This window comes from Natronococcus sp. A-GB7 (assembly GCF_029688865.1).
Lineage (GTDB): Archaea > Halobacteriota > Halobacteria > Halobacteriales > Natrialbaceae > Natronococcus.
Genome location: NZ_JARUKV010000014.1, coordinates 55,938 through 73,511, shown reverse-complemented (window position 1 = coordinate 73,511; position 17,574 = coordinate 55,938). Strand labels below are relative to the sequence as shown.

Here is a 17,574-nt window from a genome sequence, read left to right as displayed (position 1 = left end):
AGGGCGGCCCGACAGATCGTACGCCCGACCGTGAAACGTCGCGAAACGTCACCGTGCCCGCGGCGCGCCGGAGCTTACGACTCGGATAACTATTTCGGAGTTCCGAGTACGTCGATGTATGTCACAATCCAACAACCCGGACGTGCGTGTCGGTTGCCCACAGTGTAGCGGAACCGTAAACGCATCCCTCCCGCCCGGGTCCGGAGTCGGAAGCCCGACCCCCAACCGTCTTCGCGGCACGGAAACCGAGTGTCACAACTGCGGTCACGAACTCGAGTTCTACTACTACTGAACTCGTCGTCCCCGCTTTTTCGCCATCGTTCTCGCTCGAGCCAGCGACTGCCTTTCCGGCGAGTCAGGTCTCCGCCTGGGATTTGAACCACGCCCAGACGTGCTCGCTACGCTGCGCGCGACTGGTCTGATTCAATTCCTAGACGTGCGCGCTTCGCGCTCTCGTAAAACTCGGCCGCTGTAGTGCTCCGTCTGGGATTTGAACCCAGGTCATCGGCTCGAAAGGCCGAAATGATTGGCCGGACTACACCAACGGAGCCAACGCATCCTTTGCTTGCCGAGGCCTAGTAAAAAACGTTCCGTTCCGCGCCCGTCGTGACACACCCTGACGCAGCGACGGTCTTTCACTCGAGCGTGCTCCCGTTGCGATACCCGCCGCCATCTCAACCCTTTTGAAGCCGCGCTACGACCGACCGGCCATGAAATACGTCCGATACCGGGACCCCGCCGGAGCCGTCCGCCGGGGCGAACTCGAGAGCGGTCACGTCCACTTCGCAAACGAGAGCTACGCGCTCGAGGACGACGACATCGATGTCCTCCCGCCCTGCGAGCCCTCGAAGGTCGTCTGCATCGGTCGCAACTACGCGGCCCACGCCGACGAGATGGGCAACGACGTTCCGGACCGACCGCTGCTCTTCTTGAAGCCGCCGAACGCGCTGGCGGCCCACGGCGACACCGTCACCGCCCCCGCGGGCAAGGAGCGAATCGACCACGAGGCTGAACTCGGCGTCGTCATCGGCGAGCAGTGTCGCCACGTCCCCGAGAGCGAGGCGATGGACGTCGTCGAGGGCTACACCTGCGTCGACGACATTTCGAACCGCGACGACCAGCGCGAGGAACAGAACTGGATCCGCGGCAAGGCCTTCGACGGCGCCGCGCCGATGGGACCGGTACTCGCGACGCCCGACGAGGTGCCAGACGACGCGGCCGTCCGGACCCGCGTGAACGGCGAGACGAAACAGGACGGTTCGCTCGACCAGCTCATCTTCTCGGTTCCCGAGCTGATCGCCGAGATCACGACCTACATGACCCTCGAGCCCGGGGACGTGATCGCGACGGGAACCCCAGAAGGGGTCGGTCCGCTGGAGGACGGCGACGACGTCGAGATCGAAGTCGAGGGCGTGGGGACGCTCGAGCACTCGATCCGTCGTCCCTGAACGCACACCGCCAACGCTTTTCGCCTCGCCGCGCCAATCCCCGTTCATGACTGTTCGATACGGCGCCGTCGACGTCGACTGGCTCGGTTACGCGACGGTTCGCCTCGAGGGCGAGATGGGCACCGTCGTCTACGTCGATCCCGGCCGATACGGGGTGCTCGACGACTACGACGCCCGTGACGGCGACCTGATCCTGGTGAGCCACGACGATCACTACGATCCCGAGGGGATCCGTCGGGTCGCCCACGAGGACGCCATCGTCGTGGCCCACGAGGCCATCGACGCCGACGAGATCGATCGGGTCGACGAACGGCTCGAGGAGCTCCCCTACGAGATCGAACGGGTGCGCGGCGACGAGTCGTTCGTGCTCGGCCCGCTCGACCTCTATACGACCCAGGCGTACAACGAACCCGGCGGTCCCTACACCGACGACGAGGGCGAGCCCTACCACCGCGAGGGCGAGGGCTGCGGGTTCGGCGTGACGATCGACGGCGTCACCGCCTTCTGGCCCGGCGACACCGACGTCCTCCCGGTCCACGAGGAACTGGCCGTCGACGTCTTCCTGCCCCCGATCGGCGGCTCCTTTACGATGGATCGCCGCGACGCGGCCGAACTCGCCGGCCGAATGCGGCCGGGACTCGTCCTTCCGATCCACTACAACACGTTCGAGGCGCTCGAGACGGATCCCGAGGCGTTCGTCGTCGACGTCGCGAGGCGGCAGGTTCCGGTCGTCCTCGACGAGTAAGCGGGTTGGCGAGACGCCGACGACCGAGCAAACGACCGTCCGATCTGCAGTTTTCGTCGTCCCCTCGAGCGTTTCCGACGACTGATAGCTCCAAAGAGTTAGTGTCGTCCTCGCCCTCCCCTCGAGTATGAGCGGTGATCGTCGGCGAGGAGGGAGTCGGGTCGCGACCGGCGGGCTGTACTGCGCTCACTGCGGGACGGCACTCGAGGCGTCGATGAACTTCTGTCCGGACTGTGGTCGTCCCAGCAGCGAGGACGGCTCCTCGGATCCGAACGCTCGCCCCGCCCTCGAGCGACGCGTCGCAGCCGCGATGCGAGACGGCTGGGAGCTCGAGCACGACTTCGGCGACCACGTCGTCATGGTCCGGCGGTCGTTCGGGAGCGTCGACGCCCACCTCGTCGTTGCGGCGCTGACCGTCTGGTGGACGATGGGGCTGGGCAACGCCCTCTACGGCGCCTATCGGTACGTCGGCGACGCCGAGCGAATGGTGTTGCGGGCCGAACAGGCCAGCGACGAAGCGGACACCGACTCGAGCTGGACGACCGCAGGCCGGGTCGCCGGCGCCGGCTGTCTTGCGGCCGCGCTCGCGCTCCTCGGCTCGGCCGTCTTCCTCGCGGGTTCGACGATTACACCGGTTCTGGTCGCAGCCGCGATCGGACTCGCGACCATCGGACTGGGGCTGTTTCCGGGCGTTCGGCGCCGGCTCGGGCTTCGACGCTCCCCGTCGACGAACGGTTCGGCCAGAACGGTCGACGAGCGGTCGATCACCGACTACGACCGCCCGTGTGCAGCCTGTGCCGACCCCGTCGGTCGCGGCCTCGAGCGTGTTTACCGCAAGGGGTTCTACGTCCTCGGCGTGCCGGTGACGCTGTCGGAGGGACGAAACGCCTACTGCAGGCGGTGTGCGAACGCGGAAGCCGACGGCTCGCCGACACCCGAGGAGATCACGATCCCGATCGAGGACTCGAGTTCGACGGAGCGAGAAACGGAGCTTCGACGCTGAATCTCACCACAGATGGTGGTCATATCTCCCCCAGCCTCGGCTCGAGGCTCCCTCAGATGACGTTCATCTCGCTGAGACGCTCGGGGAGATACGTCTCCGTCACGAAGTCGAGTCCGCGAGCCGCCAGCGACTGCTGTTCGGACTTCTTCCCGATCTCGAGCTGGAGCTCGATCTGTTCCTCCCAGTAGTCGGTCTGGAACCGCGGATCCTCGAGTTCGCTCTCGAGGGCGTTGATGTCCGAGTCCGAGAGCGGATCCGTAGGGAGGTCGTACTCGACGATGTCGGCGGGCTGGATGCCGATGTACTGGGCCTCGGGGGTCGCGAGGTACTCAGAGAGGTGGGCGGACTTGATCGAGCCGTAGGCGACCGAGCCGTAGATCCGGTAGGACCACGGGTCACCGTCGGCGAACACCGTCACGGGAAGGTCGAGCTCGTCGTGGAGTCGCTTCGTGATCCGACGGGTCGCCCGTGCGGGCTGACCCTTGAGGTGGACGATCAGGGCGTTGTACTCCTCGTCGAACCCGTTCTCGACGAGCCGGTCGCGCATCCCACCGGTCTCGACGGCCAGAATGAAGTCGGCGTCGGTGTCGAGGAACTCGATCGTATCGGGGTTGTTCGGGATCTGGTACCCCCCTTCGCCGACGTCCTCCTGGCAGTGGATCTCGCGCTCGCCGCGGCGGGTCTGCTCGCGGAGGTGCAACGGTCCCATGATCGTCGCGCCGGATTCCTCGGGGCGCATGTGGAAGTCCTCGCGGGTCACTCCCGAGACGATCTCCAGGTCCTCGATCAGGCCGTTGGACTCGTCCTGATCGTTGAACTGGGCCTCCGTGTTGTCCCAGCTCTCCGAGAGATAGTACAGCTCACGCAGGGTCGACGAGCGATCCTGCTCGAGCTGGTTCGCCAGGAATTCGATCGTGTAGACCGCCTTGAGCAGTTTCCGGGCGCCGCGCACGGAGTTCGCCGAGCGGGTCGACTCGCGGTCGCCGTACACCCAGACGTCCTTCTGTTCGTCGTACTCGATGTTGCTCTTGGTCCGCGTCGGGACGGACATGTGGGGGATCTCGCCCAGTTCGAACTGGTCGTAGAACTGCGCGGCGAGATCGAGCAGCTGTTCTCGGGCCTGCTGGTCGTTTTCTGCACTCATTGGTCTGTGACGGTGAGTTTCGCGCTTTCGACGCCCTTTACGTCGAGGTCGAACGCGGCGTCGTTGTCGACCTCGTACTCGAGGACGGCTTCGTCCTCGCTCGATACCTCTGGCTCCCACTTGACGAACCACTCGCCGTCCATCTCGACGGCGGTCGCGCCGTCGGAGAGGTTGCGGGGTTCGGCGGAGACGATGTCGGTGACCTCGAGGGATTCGTTCGTGCTCGAGTGGTTCTCGACGACCACGGAGACGGCCTGGCCGTCGCCGTTGGCCTCGCAGTGACGCTCGACGAGCACGTTGTTCATGATGCGGGCGATGGCGTCGTCGATCTCCGGCTCCTCGCGGTCCGTGACCTCCGCGACCTTCTCGGCCATCTCGGGGAGGATCTTCCCGAGGACGTTCTGTTTCTTCCGGCGTTTCTCCATCGAGCGGCGCTTGTTCAGGAAACTCTTCAGCTCGCGGGCGGCCTCGCGGATCGCGAGTTCAATCTCGTCCTCGATCGCCGGCACGTTCGCGACGGCGTCTTTCGACTCGCTCGTAAAGGGAACGTTCGTCGAGGCGACGTGGACCATGATGACGGCGGGGCCGTTCGGGAGACCCGAGCCGCCGGGCTGGTCGAGCCCGTAGTTGCGCCAGCCGATCGACTTGACGACGTCGGTGGTCGCACACGCGCCGCGCTGGTAGACCAGCGGAACGCGGTTAGCGAATCGAAGCACGTCGGCGCTGCCCTCGGCCGGAATTTCGCCGCCGTAGGCGATTCCGGCCTCGACGACGAACGGGTCGCCGGAGTGGACCTCGGCGTCCCGGGTCGCCGCAGCGTAGAAGTCGGCGTCGAACTCCTTCTCGAGGCCGGCCTCGATCAGGTCGTCGGTGATCGGCGAGAGACACCGCGTCGGCGGCGCCATGATGTCGGTCGCGCGCATCGCGTCGACGAGGTCGCTCGTCGCGTCGCGGTCGCCCGAGAGCTCCCGGACCAGCGGTGGGTCGTCGGGGACGGTCACCATCACGTCCCAGACCGCCTCGGTCACGTTCTCTCGAGCGGTGTCGCCGAAGGACACTTCGTCGTACTCCTCCGTGAGGTCGGCCGCGCGGTCGACGTGCTCGCGAAGCTGCGAACGAGTGAGGCGGTGGCGTTCGTCGTCCTCGTCCTCGAACTTCGCGGCGAGCCGGCTCGCGAAGCCGTGGATCACCGCGTCGTCCTTGCGGGTGCTCGTTGCGGCGTCGGCGAGTTCGTAACAGTCGGTGACGAGGCGGGACTCCTCGACTGCGCTCTCATCGGGGTCGGCAGTCTCCTCGGGGGCGTCGATCAGCGCGCTCCAGACCGCGCCGCCGGCGTTCTCCTGGACCGTCTCGCCGAAGGCGGTGCCGTGTTCGTCCTCGACGGCGTCGGCCGCCTCGGCGACGAGGTCGATCAGTTCGTGGTGGGCGATCCGCTCGCGGTCCGCGACGGCGTCGGCGATGGCGTCGGCGAAGGCGGCCGTGGCGTCGGCGCCCTTGTTCGCGGTCGCTTCGGAAACCGCTGCCCCGACGTCGACGTCTTCGGTGTCGTCGGGAGAACTCCAGCGCATCTCGCGGCCGTAGTGGCGGTCCCGGAACGCGTCGATCACCGAGTCGGCGGTCTTCTTCCCGACGCGGGTAAACTCCTCCTGTAGAAAGCCCGAGATCGTTTGGGAGTCCGTCGCCGAGAGCATCTTGATCACGGTGCCGAGCTCGACCCCGTGGGGGTGGGGTCGGATCTCCTCGGTCTCCTCGGGGAGCTGGTCGGTTCCGCGCTCGAACTTGAAGTGGGCGTTCGGTTCCTTGAGCTCGAGTCTGGCGTGGGGGTTGACGACCGCCGTGTGCTTGATGTAGTCGTGGAGCTGCTGGCGGGCGCGCATGTTCCCCTCCATCTCGAGTTCGATACGGGTACCGTGGGGGCGATCCCAGCTCGTGGTCTCCTCGACGCTGATCTCGGGCTCGTTCTCGTCGGTGTCGACGATGAGCTCGAAGTACTCGGCCTCGCTCGAGCCCTGGGTTCGGCTGGTGATCTTCGCGGGTTTCCCGCTGGTCAGCTGGGAGTACAGCACCGCTGCGGAGATACCGATCCCCTGCTGCCCGCGGGACTGTTCGCGGGCGTGAAAGCGAGAGCCGTAGAGCAGCTTCCCGAAGACCTTCGGGAGCGATTCCTTCGTCAGCCCGGGGCCGTTGTCCTCGACGATCAGTTTGTAGTAGTCGCCCGACTCCTGGATCTCGACGTAGATATCCGGCAGAATACCGGCCTCCTCGGCGGCGTCGAGGGCGTTGTCGACGGCTTCTTTGACGGCCGTGACGAGGCCTCGAGCACCGCTGTCGAAGCCGAGCATGTGCTTGTTCTTCTCGAAGAACTCGGCGATGGAGATCGCTTGCTGGCTCTCGGCCAGCTCCTCGGCGATCCCCGACTCCTCGCCGAGTGTCGACTGGAACGACGTCATCGTCTCCCTGTACTAACGGCGAGGGTAAAAGGCGTACGCTACCGCGGTGAAAGTGAACTACCGCGACTCGCTCTCCTCGGCGGCGTCGTCTGGACGGGGCACCGAGTCGCCGTCGCCGATCGGCGGCCAGTGCCACGCGTCGGCTCGGACGACTCCCAGCAGGTTCCGTCGGCGCTTGGTCAGCTCCGCGACGGCGTCTTCGAACTCTCCGTCGTCGACTGTTGGGATGTCGTCCTCGCGGAGTCGCTCGAGGTCGGGCTGCGGGGGGACCTCGTCGGCTGGCTCGATGAAGGCCGTCTCGAGCGTGTCGAGGTAGCTGTCCGTGCTCGAGCGGGCGTTCTCGACCAGGGCGGGGTCGAGCTGGGCGTCGTCGTCGACGCCGTAGCGAAACAGCGTCATGGCCTCGTCGAAGATCGGGACCGCCATCGCCGAGGCCCGTTCGCCCTTCTCGCTGTGGTAGTAGTGCAGGATCGGGTACGCCTTGTGCTTGTCCGCGAGTTCGGAGAGATCCGAGGCCAGCGACTCGACGGGCAGGTCCAGCCCGTCGAACTTCTCGTCCGTCCAGCCCGCACGGACGAACTCCTCGCTTCGCTCGCCGAGCCCGGTGACGCTGTTGGCGAACGCCCGCTTCTCGGAGACCGCGCCGAGAACGGTCAGGATGTACGAGACCCCGAGTGTGACGAAGGCCATCCCCGTCGCGGTGGTAAAGGAGCTCGCGATCTCCCAGGTGCCAGAGGTTGGCGAGTAATCCCCGTTCCCGTTCGTGAACATAGTGTAGGCGACGTAGTAGATGTGTCCGGTCCAGTCCGCGGGTTCGCCGGTCTGGGGGCTGACGAGCGCGGTGTCACCGCCGGCGAAGAGAAACGTCCAGCCGACCCACAGCAGCGCGATCCACATCGCGAGCGTCAGCGTGAGAATCAGCGGGCCGGCGATGCTCAGCGCACGGGAGTTATCCCGGGTCAGGATGCGGAGCCCGCGCCAGACGCCCGTCGTCAGCCGACCCGACAGCGGCCCCGAACCGCCGTCGACCCACAGCGTCGTCCAGATGATGTCGACGATAACCGTAACCAGCACGGCGAGTCCGACCGCGAGATACAGCGGTTGCATTTTCCGGGCGTACGTCCTCGAGCCCCGTCAACGACAGCCCGGTGACTGCACGGGCGGGCGATCGGCGCGCTCGAGGACGCCGGCATCCGCGCCGTCTTCGTCCGCGGTCGGCCGGGCGACGACGGCTTCGCTACCGGTCGCTCTCGACGACGTCGGCCAGCACCTGCGCGATCTTTCTGTTGGTCTGGGGGCTGTAGTGGCCGCCCTCACCGCGCTCGACGTACAGCGACTCGACGTCGCCGCCGCCCGAGAGGTGAGTCGCCATGTCGATCGTCTCGAGATCGTCGTACTCGGTATCGAGTTGCTCCATCAGGTCGCCGTAGATCGGGCCGTGTTCGGCCTCGTACTTCGCGTACCGGAGCTGCTGGACCATCACGAACACCGGCGTGAACTCCCGCTCGTCGGCGTAGTCGACGAACTCCCCGATGAGGGCGTCGAACAGGTCCTCGTGGGTGTCGAACAGCCGTTCGTGGTAGCGAACCCGGGGCCGTTCCATCCGCAGTTCGGTGCGGGTCTTGGCGTCGTCGAAGTCGACTCCCGGGATCGCTCGGCCGGTTCGTTTCTCGAGTTCGATCCCGGCCTCGTAGAGCGCGTGGCGGACGTTCTCGGTATCGTCGAGCAGGTCCGCGGTGTAGGGCCGCGAGGCGTGGTGGGGTTCGAACCAGTGGTCGTAGTGGAAGTCGTGTTCCCGCAGGAAGTCGGCCTTCGACTCGAGGTCGAGCAGGTCCTCCTTCTCCTCGATCGGGCTGTCGATGCGTTTCAGGGCGCCGTCCTCGAGGGTGTAGCGGGGTTTGACCGCCAGAATGTTGCCGAACTCCTGGTAGTGTTTCCACACCGAGAGGATTCGGGCGATCGAGGAGGCGGTAACGACCACGAAGACGTAGTCCGTCTCCTCCTCGGGGTACTGGCGTTTCATCCGCATCAGCGCCTGGTCGAACCCGTAGTTCCCCCCGCCGTAGTTGGCGACGTGGGTGTCGAGTTCCTGGGCCAGATAGTGCTGGAACGTCTCGTCGTCGTCGACCTCCCGACAGAAACAGTAGGAGTCGCCGTAGGTCGACACCGTCACGTCGGCGTCCTCGTCCCGCTCTTTCGCACGACAGACGCGGCTACCGTACTCGTCGGTCGAGTAGGTGACGACGCTACGGACCTCCTCGCCGGGGAGGTGGTCGCCCGTGTCCTTCTGTTTCTCCCGATTGGGCTGGGGGACCCAGCCGAGTTCGGCGTCGAAGCTGCTGAACTTGCCCAGTAGCTCCCGACCGATTCCGGGGAACTCCTCGGTCGCGACGGAGGGGTTTCGCTCGAGCGCCCGGTAGGAGAGTCGCTCGAGGCCGACCGCTGCCACGAGTACCGCGACGCCTAACACGACGTACGGAAGCATTCTGCCGGTGATTTCGGATCGAGGTGGAAGTCGGTTGGGCCGGCAATGGCCACCGCCGGACCGACCGGCGCGCGCGCTCGGTCAGGGAACGATGGTCACCGGAACCGACGAGTGTCTGACGACGACCTCCGCGACGCTGCCCAGCAGGAGTCGCGTCACGCCCGACCGACCGCGACTCCCCATCACGACGTGGTCGAACGCGCCCTCCTCGGCGCAGTCGATGATCTCCTGGGCCGGCGGGCCGATGCGACTCCGCTTCTCGAGGGGGACGCCGCGCTCGCTCGCGATCCGCTCTGCGCCGCTCAGTTGCTCGTCGGCCTCCTCGAGAATCTCCGTGACCTCGTCGTCGGATTCGTCGGCCGCGTTCGGAATCACCGGTATCGAGTCGGTGTCAACGACGGTCACCGCGAGGAACTCGCCGTCCGGAAACAGCTCGATCGCGTACTCGAGAGCCTCCCGCGCGTGATCGGAGCCGTCGAACGGAACGAGAATCCGGGGTGGCATGGTACCGGAAGGCTAGGCCGGGACGCTCTTGAGTCTGCTACCTGATCGACAGGTTACAGGGGTGATCTCCGACCCGAACCCCAAGGGTTCGAGCGGTCACAGCGCGAGGTAGGGGCCGACGCCGAGCAGGACGACGCCCAGCGCGACCTTCAGTCGCGCGGGGTCGACGACGTGGGCGACCTTCCAGCCGACGACGACCCCGAGCAACAGCGGTGTCCCGATAACGACCGCCAGCGGGAGGAGAACGTCGCCCTGGACGGCGTAGCCGGCGGTCGCGAACACGGCGATGAAGATCGACTGGACCTGTGCGACCGCGACGGCAAGCAGCATCGGGACGCCGACCAGCACGAGCGCCGGCACCGCGAGGACGGGCCCGCCGATCCCCAGCAGTCCGCTCGCGATCCCGAGAACGAGTCCCAGCGCGCCGAGTGCGACCTGCCCCTCTCGAGTCAGCGGATCGACGTCGACGATCGGCGTAAACCCCCGGCGCTCGCGGTAGAGGATGACCCCGCCGACGGTCATCGCGACGCCGCCGAGCAGGATGCCGAACAGCGACCGCGAGACGAGGGGGTTGATCTGGGAGCCGAGCAGGGCGCCGAGGACGCTCGAGAGGCTGAGCACGATCGCGATCGCCCGGCTCTCGCCCGTTTTCATCTCGCCGGAGTAGAGGTAGGCGACGCTGCCGACCAGCCCGGTGACGATGAACGTCGCGTGGGCGGTGCCGGCGACCTGGCTCGAGGGCAGCGGCGTCAGCGAGTAGAGCGCGATCGTCACGAAGATGCCGCCTGGACCGATGGTGGTGATGCCGATTCCGGAGAAGAAGGCGATACAGACGAGCAACAACGCGAGCGCGAAGCCGAAGGGTAACTCGAGCATCTGGAGCGTTGTCGGGTCGATTAACTCGGAAGACCTGACTCTTCCGATTGCAGCTCCGATCGATACTGCGGGGATGGGGCGCCAGAGACGGGAGAAGCGGCGGATCGGGCCGGAGTCCCGGCCGAACGTCCTCGCCCGCTACAGCAACCCGAGGACGGAGCGAGCGAGGTCTTCGCCCGTGACGAGCGACGTGAGAAACAGCACGACGACGGCCGCCAGGAAGATCGCCTGCTCGAACCGCGACGGCTCGAAGTACCGGCGGACGGCCGCGAACAGCGCCAGCGCGGTCAGCGGAAGTCCGATGACGCCGTTGACCGCGGGCATCAACAGCGCCAGATCGACCGGCGTGAAGTCGGTGAAGGCGAGGATCGGAATCGCCAGGGCGACCGAGAGTCCGATCAGGAAGTGGACGGTGCGCCGGAAGTGCAGATCGCCGAACTGGGTCGAGATCCCCGAGGACTGGGGCACCATGAATCCGGCGGCGAACAGCGTCCCCGTGGCGCTGCTGAAGGAGGCGGCACCGACCGCGAGGATGAAGAGGCCGAGGACCCACTCGCCGATCATCTCGACCAGGGGTTCGGCGGGCGTGGTAAACGCCAGGTCGGCGTCGGGCATCGAGATCGCAGCGGCGACGATCACGGTCGCGCTGAGCGCGATGACGGCGGCCAGTCCGACCGTGTGATCGCGTCGGTAGCGCGAGACGTCCCAGTTTTTCTCGTGTTGCATGCTCGTCTGGATGAAGAAGTTCGGGTAGTAGACGGTCGTCCCGAGCAGTGCGATGATCATCGTCATGTACTCGATATCCCCGACGATTTCGGGGACGAACCCGCTGGCGATACCCGTCGCCGGCGGCTGGAGGTTCGCCACGATGACGAGATAGGAGGCGAAGATCGCGAACACGAGCGCCGCGATCACGCCTTCGATCCGGCTGTAGACCCGGAGTTCGACCAGTGCGATTCCAAGCGCTGCCGAGACGATGACCGCGACGTACAGATTCGACAGCGGCGTGAGGTAGACGACTGCAGCCCCCGCGAGGGCGTAGTTGGCTACGCTCCAGAACTGCATGATAAACGAGATCCCGAACGCGAACGGTTTCGCCGTCCGCTCCCCGAGAACGTCCCTGATGTAGGTCATCAGCGGACGGTCCTCGGCGGCCAGGCGTGCGGACATCTCGTGCATCGCGAGCCCGACGCCGAGACCGAGGGGTAACACCCACAGGAGGCCGTATCCGAACAGGAGTCCCGCCTCGGTCAGGATGTAGACGGAGCCGGCGCCGAAGATGTTCGCTGCGAACAGGAGGCCGAGCCCGTACTGGTGAACCGTTTCCTTCGCCCGCTCGAACGGCACGTCGACAACGGAACTAGTTTGTCCCATGGATCGAATCTCGCCCCGAATCGCGCCGGAGAGTCAGTGTCGTTCGGTACCGACTCTCCGACAACCGCTCGCCGTTGATCGGATTCCGAATCACTGTACCCGAACCGTCGAGCGGGATTCGTTTGAGAAGACAGCCTGAGATGGCGTATGTTTGGAAAGATACTAAAGACGTTCAACCATCCGTCGGTCGCCGATCGGAACGCCCTCCTGTTCCCAGTCCGGCGATAGCCGTCACACACCCGTTATGCCCCCGTCTTGCGCTCCCGTCCCTCGTCGCGCTCGCGCGCGTACGCGAAGTTTTATACCCAGCCGGGCGCTACCCGAAAACAGGTTTCTCATGTCCCAGGAAAGCGAGTACGGCGCCGGACAGATCCAGGTCCTCGAGGGCCTGGAGGCTGTGCGAAAGCGACCAGCGATGTATATCGGCTCTACCGACGCGCGGGGGCTTCACCACCTCGTCTACGAGGTGGTGGACAACTCGATCGACGAGGCCCTCGCCGGTCACTGCGACGACATCACCGTCACCATCAACGCCGACGACTCGGTGACCGTCTCCGACGACGGCCGCGGGATCCCCGTCGACACCCACGACGAGTACGAGCGCCCCGCACTCGAGGTCATCCTGACGGTTCTCCACGCGGGCGGGAAGTTCGACAACAAATCCTACCAGGTGTCGGGCGGGCTCCACGGCGTCGGCGTCAGCGTCGTCAACGCCCTCTCGGAACGCCTCGAGGCCGAGGTCAAACGCGACGGCGCGGTCTTTCGCCACGCGTTCGAGGCGGGCGAGCCCGTCGGCGACATGGAGCGGGTTCGCGACATGGACGACGACGAGGAGACCGGGACGGAGGTCACGTTCTGGCCCGACACGGGCGTCTTCGAGACCGGGGACTTTTCGTTCTCGACGCTGTCGAACCGGCTTCGGGAGCTCGCCTTCCTCAACTCCGGCGTTCGCATCACCCTCCGCGACGAACGCCAGGAGACCGAGGACGACGAGGCCATCGAGGAAACGTACGAGTACGAGGGCGGCATCCGCGAGTTCGTCGAGTATCTCAACGAGACGCGCTCGGTGATGCACGAGGACGTCATCTACTTCGAGGACGAGGAACAGAACATCCAGGTCGAGGTCGCGATGCAGGCGACCGAGGACCTGCAGGGGTCGATCCACGCCTTCGCGAACAACATCAACACCCGCGAGGGCGGAACCCACCTCACCGGGTTCAAGACCGCACTGACCCGGGTCATCAACGACTACGGCAACGAGAACGACCTGCTCGGCGACATCGACGGCAACCTCAAGGGCGAGGACATCCGCGAGGGACTGACCGCGGTCATCTCGATCAAACACCCCGATCCGCAGTTCGAGGGCCAGACGAAGACGAAACTCGGCAACAGCGAGGTCAGGGGAATCGTCGAGGGCGCGATGCACGAGCAGCTGGGTACCTACTTCGAGGAACATCCCGACACCGCCGAGGCGATCGTCGTCAAGGCCGTCGAGGCGGCGAAGGCCCGAAAGGCCGCCCAGAAGGCCGAAGAGCTCACCCGCCGGAAGTCCGCCCTCGAGTCGACCTCCCTCCCCGGCAAGCTCGCGGACTGTCAGACGAAAGACCCCGAGGAGGCCGAACTGTTCATCGCGGAGGGTGACTCCGCGGGCGGGAGCGCAAAGCAGGCCCGTAACCCCGAGTTCCAGGCCGTCCTCCCGATCAAAGGGAAGATTCTCAACGTCGAGAAACACCGTCTGGATCGCATCCTCGAGAACGACGAGATCCGCAACATGATCACCGCGATCGGCGCGGGAATCGGCGACGAGTTCGACATCGACGACGTCCGGTACAAGAAGATCATCATGGCGACGGACGCCGACGTCGACGGCGCCCACATCCGCACCCTGATGCTCACGTTCTTCTACCGGCACATGCGACCGCTGCTCGAGGGCGGCTACGTCTACGCGACCCAGCCGCCGCTGTACCGTATCCGCTACCGCGGCGAGACCTACGACGCGATGACTGAGGCCGAGCGCGACGAGATCGTCGAAGAGAAATGTGACGGCTCTCCGACCCAGGTCCAGCGGTTCAAGGGCCTCGGCGAGATGAACCCCGAACAGCTCTGGGAGACGACGATGAACCCCGACAACCGCATCTTGAAACAGATCACGGTCGAGGACGCGGCCGCGGCGGACAAAATGTTCTCCGTGTTGATGGGCGACGCCGTCGAACCGCGCAAGCAGTTCATCAAGGACCACGCTCCCGAAGCCGAGTGGATCGATATCTGAGGTAATCGAATGCACGAGAATACACGAAGACGAGACCGAGACGCGGTGAGTACGCACGCATGAGTTCGGAAGTACCCGATCCGACGGATATCGAGGCGGCATCGATCGAGTCCGTCCGGATCGAAGACGAGATGGAGCAGAGCTACATCGACTACGCGATGAGCGTCATCGCGGGGCGGGCGCTTCCCGACGTCCGGGACGGCCTCAAGCCCGTTCACCGGCGCATCCTGTACGCGATGCACGAACTGGGCGTCTCCTCGGGCAGCAGTCACCGCAAATCCTCCTCGATCGTCGGGGAGACGATGGGTGACTACCACCCCCACGGCGACAGCGCGATCTACGACACCCTGGTCCGGATGGCCCAGGACTTCTCGATGCGCTACCCGCTGGTAGACGGCCAGGGGAACTTCGGCTCGATGGACGGCGACCCGGCCGCCGCACCCCGGTACACGGAGGCCCGGATGGCCCCGGTTTCCGAGGAACTCCTCGAGGACATCGAGAAGGATACGGTCGATTTCTCGGCGAACTACGACGACCGCCTGCAGGAGCCCGACGTCTTGCCGGCGGCGTTTCCCAACCTGCTGGTCAACGGCTCCTCGGGGATCGCGGTCGGGATGTCGACGAACATCCCGCCGCACAACCTGAACGAAGTCGTCGACGCAACCATCGAGCTGATCGACAACCCCGACGCGACGGTCGAGGACCTGATGGACCACGTCAAGGGGCCCGACTTCCCGACCGGCGCGAACATCGTCGGCCGCGACGCCGTCTACTCGGCGTACAAGACCGGCCGCGGGCGAGTTCGAGTCCGCGCCGAGTTCGAGGTCGAGGAGTGGCAGTCGGGACGCGAGCGGATCGTCGTCACCGAGCTTCCCTTCCAGGAGAACAAGGCCCGCCTCGTCGAGCGAATCGCCGAGGACGTCACCGAGGGCGAACTCGAGGGAATCACCGACCTGCGCGACGAGTCCGACCGCGACGGCGTCCGCATCGTCATCGAACTCAAGCGCGGCGCGAACGTCGACGTGGTGAAGAACAAGCTCCTCGAGAGCCACCTCGAGAAGACGTTCGGCATCATCAACCTCGCGCTGGTCGACGGCCAACCCCGGGTGCTCTCGCTCAGAGAAACCCTACAAGAGTACGTCGACCACCGCCGCGAGGTCGTCCGCCGACGCAGCGAGTACGACCTCGCGGAGGCCGAGGACCGAGCCCACATCCTCGAGGGCCGACTCACGGCCGTCGAGAACGCCGAGGACGTCGTCGAACTGATCCGCGACAGCGAGGATCGTTCGGCGGCCAAGACGAACCTGCAGGAGGCCTACGAGTTCTCCGAGGAGCAGGCCGAACACATCGTTCGGATGCAACTCGGCAGTCTCACGTCGATGGAGGCCGCCGAGATCGACGAGGAGTACGAGGAGGTCCAGGCCGAGATCGAACGTCTGACCGAGATCCTGGAGAGCGAGTCCGAACTGCTCTCGGTCATTAAAGACGAACTCCGCGAGATCAAAGACGAGTACGGCGACGAACGCCGGACCTCGATCATCGAGGATCAGGGGACGGTCACCCACGAGGACCTCATTCCGGAGGAGGAGGTCGTCGTCGTGATGACCGAGGACGACTACGTCAAGCGGATGCCGATCGACGACTTCGACCCTCAGGGTCGGGGCGGGAAGGGGATCATCGGCGCGGACGTCAAGGACGACGACCGCGTCTCGACGGTGTTTCGCGCGAACACCCACGACTACCTGCTTTGCTTTACCAATCAGGGGAAAGTCTACCAGCTGAAGACCTACGAGATCCCCGAGATGGGCCGGACGGCTCGCGGCAAGTCCGCAGTCAACATCCTCGATCTGGACGCGGGCGAGGATATCACGGCGATCGTCGACACCGACGCCTTCGGTGACGAGGAGTACGTGACGATGGTCACCAGAAACGGCTACGTCAAGCGAACCGCCGGCGAGGAGTTCGACAACATCCGCTCGACGGGGATCATCGCCGCCGATCTGGAGGACGGCGACGAGCTCGTCGACGTCGAGGTCACCGACGGCTCCCAGGACCTGGTAATCGCCACCGAGGGCGGGATGACGATCCGCTTCGACGAGGGCGAGGTCCGCGCGATGGGACGAAACGCCCGCGGCGTCAACGGGATCAAGCTCACCGACGGCGACGCCGTCGCGGGGCTGGTCGCGACCGACGAGGCCGACGAGCGCGCGCTGCTGACCGTCACCCGGAACGGGTACGGCAAACGGACGCCGCTCTCGGAGTACCGGACCCAGTCCCGCTACGGCAAGGGGCTGATCGACATCAAGACCGACGGCCGGAACGGACACGTGGCGACGGTCAAGGCCGTCGACGCCGACGATCACCTCGTCATGATGAGCGAGCGCGGCCAGATCGTCCGCACCCGTGTCGACGAGGTGTCGACCGTCGGCCGGAACACGATGGGCGTGATCGTCATGGACGTCGAGGACGGCGACGCGGTCGCGAGCGTCGACGTCCTGCCGGCAGCGTCCGTGGCCGACGAGAACGAGCGCGCCGACGCGAACTGACGGCGCCGCGGCTCAGTTTTCCGGAGGCGAGAAAGAGACCATCGAGCGCGGAATCGAGAGCGTGATCCCCAGTCAGCTAGTGGTTCGGCTCCTCGGCCGGCGCGATCATGTCGTCGATGCGCAGGATGAGGATGTTGTTCGTATCGTCCCGCCCGTCGAGGGTCCCCTCGATGACGAGCTTCGACAGCGGCGTCGGGCCGACCGTGACCGAGTCACCTTCCTCGATCCCGTCGGAGGTGCCCTGCATGTGGATCTCGGCCCGGCAGAGTTCGGGATGGTGGACACTCGAGAGGTCGATCTCCTCGACGATGATACCTTCGAGGGGCTCGCCCTCGTGTTCGACGGGGACGGAGGCGGGATCGTCCATCTGCTGGATCTCGAGGGCCTCGAACGCGGCAGCGGTCGGCTTGTAGCCGCCTTTCGGACCGGGGACGCCCTCGACCAGCTGCAGCGCCTTCAGGCTCTGCATCTGGTTACGAATCGTTCCGGGGTTGCGGTCTACCTGTTCGGCGATATCCTCGCCTTTGATCGCGTCCTCGGATTCCTTGTGGAGGTTCGTCAACGCGCGGAGAATTTTCTTCTGACTGGGGGTGAGTTCGATTGATGACATGCTGTAATCTTCGTGATTGATTTCCTTAAACCCGACGGGTGGGTCGGGTAGTTCGCTCGATTAGGGGATAGCTGCCCGATGCAGTAATCAGTTTCCTTTCCGCCCTCTGTGGAATTCGGC

13 protein-coding genes and 1 tRNA gene are annotated in these 17,574 nt (G+C 65.5%); 5 read left to right on the top strand and 9 right to left on the bottom strand.

All coding sequences use genetic code 11. The features are described 5' to 3' along the window. Window positions 1-475: 475 nt before the first annotated feature. A tRNA-Glu gene (locus QA609_RS13930) sits at window positions 476-550 on the bottom strand. Between the two features lie 160 nt (window positions 551-710). On the opposite strand from QA609_RS13930, the gene QA609_RS13925 reads away from it, so the two are divergent. From QA609_RS13925 to QA609_RS13915, 3 genes are all read left to right on the top strand, one after another. After that, a complete protein-coding gene (locus QA609_RS13925) occupies window positions 711-1,448 on the top strand; it encodes a fumarylacetoacetate hydrolase family protein (RefSeq protein ID WP_278303220.1) in 738 nt (245 codons plus the stop codon). A 46-nt stretch (window positions 1,449-1,494) separates the two neighbouring features. Further along, on the top strand, window positions 1,495-2,193 hold the full coding sequence (locus QA609_RS13920; protein WP_278303219.1) for an MBL fold metallo-hydrolase: 699 nt from the start codon (window positions 1,495-1,497) through the stop codon (window positions 2,191-2,193). A 127-nt stretch (window positions 2,194-2,320) separates the two neighbouring features. Then, complete coding sequence (locus QA609_RS13915) at window positions 2,321-3,196, top strand: zinc-ribbon domain-containing protein (RefSeq protein ID WP_278303218.1); 876 nt, start codon at window positions 2,321-2,323, stop codon at window positions 3,194-3,196. A 52-nt stretch (window positions 3,197-3,248) separates the two neighbouring features. Here the strand turns inward: QA609_RS13915 and QA609_RS13910 are convergent, their stop codons facing one another. From QA609_RS13910 to QA609_RS13880, 7 genes are all read right to left on the bottom strand, one after another. Continuing rightward, complete coding sequence (locus tag QA609_RS13910) at window positions 3,249-4,340, bottom strand: DNA topoisomerase IV subunit A (RefSeq protein ID WP_278303217.1); 1,092 nt, start codon at window positions 4,338-4,340, stop codon at window positions 3,249-3,251. Continuing rightward, window positions 4,337-6,790, bottom strand: coding sequence for a DNA topoisomerase VI subunit B (locus tag QA609_RS13905; protein ID WP_278303216.1), 2,454 nt, complete (start codon window positions 6,788-6,790; stop codon window positions 4,337-4,339). Before QA609_RS13905 ends, QA609_RS13910 begins: the two co-directional genes overlap by 4 nt. 57 nt (window positions 6,791-6,847) lie before the next feature. Next, complete coding sequence (locus QA609_RS13900; protein ID WP_278303215.1) at window positions 6,848-7,897, bottom strand: potassium channel family protein; 1,050 nt, start codon at window positions 7,895-7,897, stop codon at window positions 6,848-6,850. Window positions 7,898-8,027: 130 nt separating this feature from the next. Then, on the bottom strand, window positions 8,028-9,275 hold the full coding sequence (locus QA609_RS13895; RefSeq protein ID WP_278303214.1) for a hypothetical protein: 1,248 nt from the start codon (window positions 9,273-9,275) through the stop codon (window positions 8,028-8,030). A gap of 81 nt (window positions 9,276-9,356) precedes the next feature. After that, window positions 9,357-9,779: a universal stress protein gene (locus tag QA609_RS13890; protein WP_278303213.1), complete on the bottom strand. Its 423-nt coding sequence runs from the start codon at window positions 9,777-9,779 to the stop codon at window positions 9,357-9,359. A 96-nt stretch (window positions 9,780-9,875) separates the two neighbouring features. Beyond that, a complete protein-coding gene (locus QA609_RS13885) occupies window positions 9,876-10,655 on the bottom strand; it encodes a sulfite exporter TauE/SafE family protein (RefSeq protein WP_278303212.1) in 780 nt (259 codons plus the stop codon). A gap of 138 nt (window positions 10,656-10,793) precedes the next feature. Beyond that, window positions 10,794-12,029, bottom strand: coding sequence for a divalent metal cation transporter (locus tag QA609_RS13880; protein ID WP_278303211.1), 1,236 nt, complete (start codon window positions 12,027-12,029; stop codon window positions 10,794-10,796). Between the two features lie 337 nt (window positions 12,030-12,366). On the opposite strand from QA609_RS13880, the gene gyrB reads away from it, so the two are divergent. Both gyrB and gyrA read left to right on the top strand, forming a co-directional pair. Then, window positions 12,367-14,298, top strand: coding sequence for a DNA topoisomerase (ATP-hydrolyzing) subunit B (gyrB, locus tag QA609_RS13875; RefSeq protein ID WP_278303210.1), 1,932 nt, complete (start codon window positions 12,367-12,369; stop codon window positions 14,296-14,298). A 59-nt stretch (window positions 14,299-14,357) separates the two neighbouring features. Continuing rightward, window positions 14,358-16,844 carry a DNA gyrase subunit A gene (gyrA, locus tag QA609_RS13870; protein ID WP_278303209.1) on the top strand — a complete coding sequence of 829 codons (2,487 nt, stop codon included), beginning with the start codon at window positions 14,358-14,360 and terminating at the stop codon, window positions 16,842-16,844. A 76-nt stretch (window positions 16,845-16,920) separates the two neighbouring features. On the opposite strand, the gene QA609_RS13865 is transcribed toward gyrA, so the two are convergent. Beyond that, entirely contained in the window at window positions 16,921-17,454 is a 534-nt protein-coding gene (locus QA609_RS13865; protein WP_278303208.1) for an Rrf2 family transcriptional regulator, read from the bottom strand. Window positions 17,455-17,574 lie beyond the last annotated feature (120 nt).

Excerpts from the sequence above, each read along its gene's own strand:
- QA609_RS13925 (WP_278303220.1), top strand. The coding sequence starts at position 711 with ATGAAATACGTCCGATACCGGGACCCCGCCGGAGCCGTCCGCCGGGGC.
- QA609_RS13920 (WP_278303219.1), top strand. The coding sequence starts at position 1,495 with ATGACTGTTCGATACGGCGCCGTCGACGTCGACTGGCTCGGTTACGCG.
- QA609_RS13915 (WP_278303218.1), top strand. The coding sequence starts at position 2,321 with ATGAGCGGTGATCGTCGGCGAGGAGGGAGTCGGGTCGCGACCGGCGGG.
- QA609_RS13910 (WP_278303217.1), bottom strand. The coding sequence starts at position 4,340 with ATGAGTGCAGAAAACGACCAGCAGGCCCGAGAACAGCTGCTCGATCTC.
- QA609_RS13905 (WP_278303216.1), bottom strand. The coding sequence starts at position 6,790 with ATGACGTCGTTCCAGTCGACACTCGGCGAGGAGTCGGGGATCGCCGAG.
- QA609_RS13900 (WP_278303215.1), bottom strand. The coding sequence starts at position 7,897 with ATGCAACCGCTGTATCTCGCGGTCGGACTCGCCGTGCTGGTTACGGTT.
- QA609_RS13895 (WP_278303214.1), bottom strand. The coding sequence starts at position 9,275 with ATGCTTCCGTACGTCGTGTTAGGCGTCGCGGTACTCGTGGCAGCGGTC.
- QA609_RS13890 (WP_278303213.1), bottom strand. The coding sequence starts at position 9,779 with ATGCCACCCCGGATTCTCGTTCCGTTCGACGGCTCCGATCACGCGCGG.
- QA609_RS13885 (WP_278303212.1), bottom strand. The coding sequence starts at position 10,655 with ATGCTCGAGTTACCCTTCGGCTTCGCGCTCGCGTTGTTGCTCGTCTGT.
- QA609_RS13880 (WP_278303211.1), bottom strand. The coding sequence starts at position 12,029 with ATGGGACAAACTAGTTCCGTTGTCGACGTGCCGTTCGAGCGGGCGAAG.
- gyrB (WP_278303210.1), top strand. The coding sequence starts at position 12,367 with ATGTCCCAGGAAAGCGAGTACGGCGCCGGACAGATCCAGGTCCTCGAG.
- gyrA (WP_278303209.1), top strand. The coding sequence starts at position 14,358 with ATGAGTTCGGAAGTACCCGATCCGACGGATATCGAGGCGGCATCGATC.
- QA609_RS13865 (WP_278303208.1), bottom strand. The coding sequence starts at position 17,454 with ATGTCATCAATCGAACTCACCCCCAGTCAGAAGAAAATTCTCCGCGCG.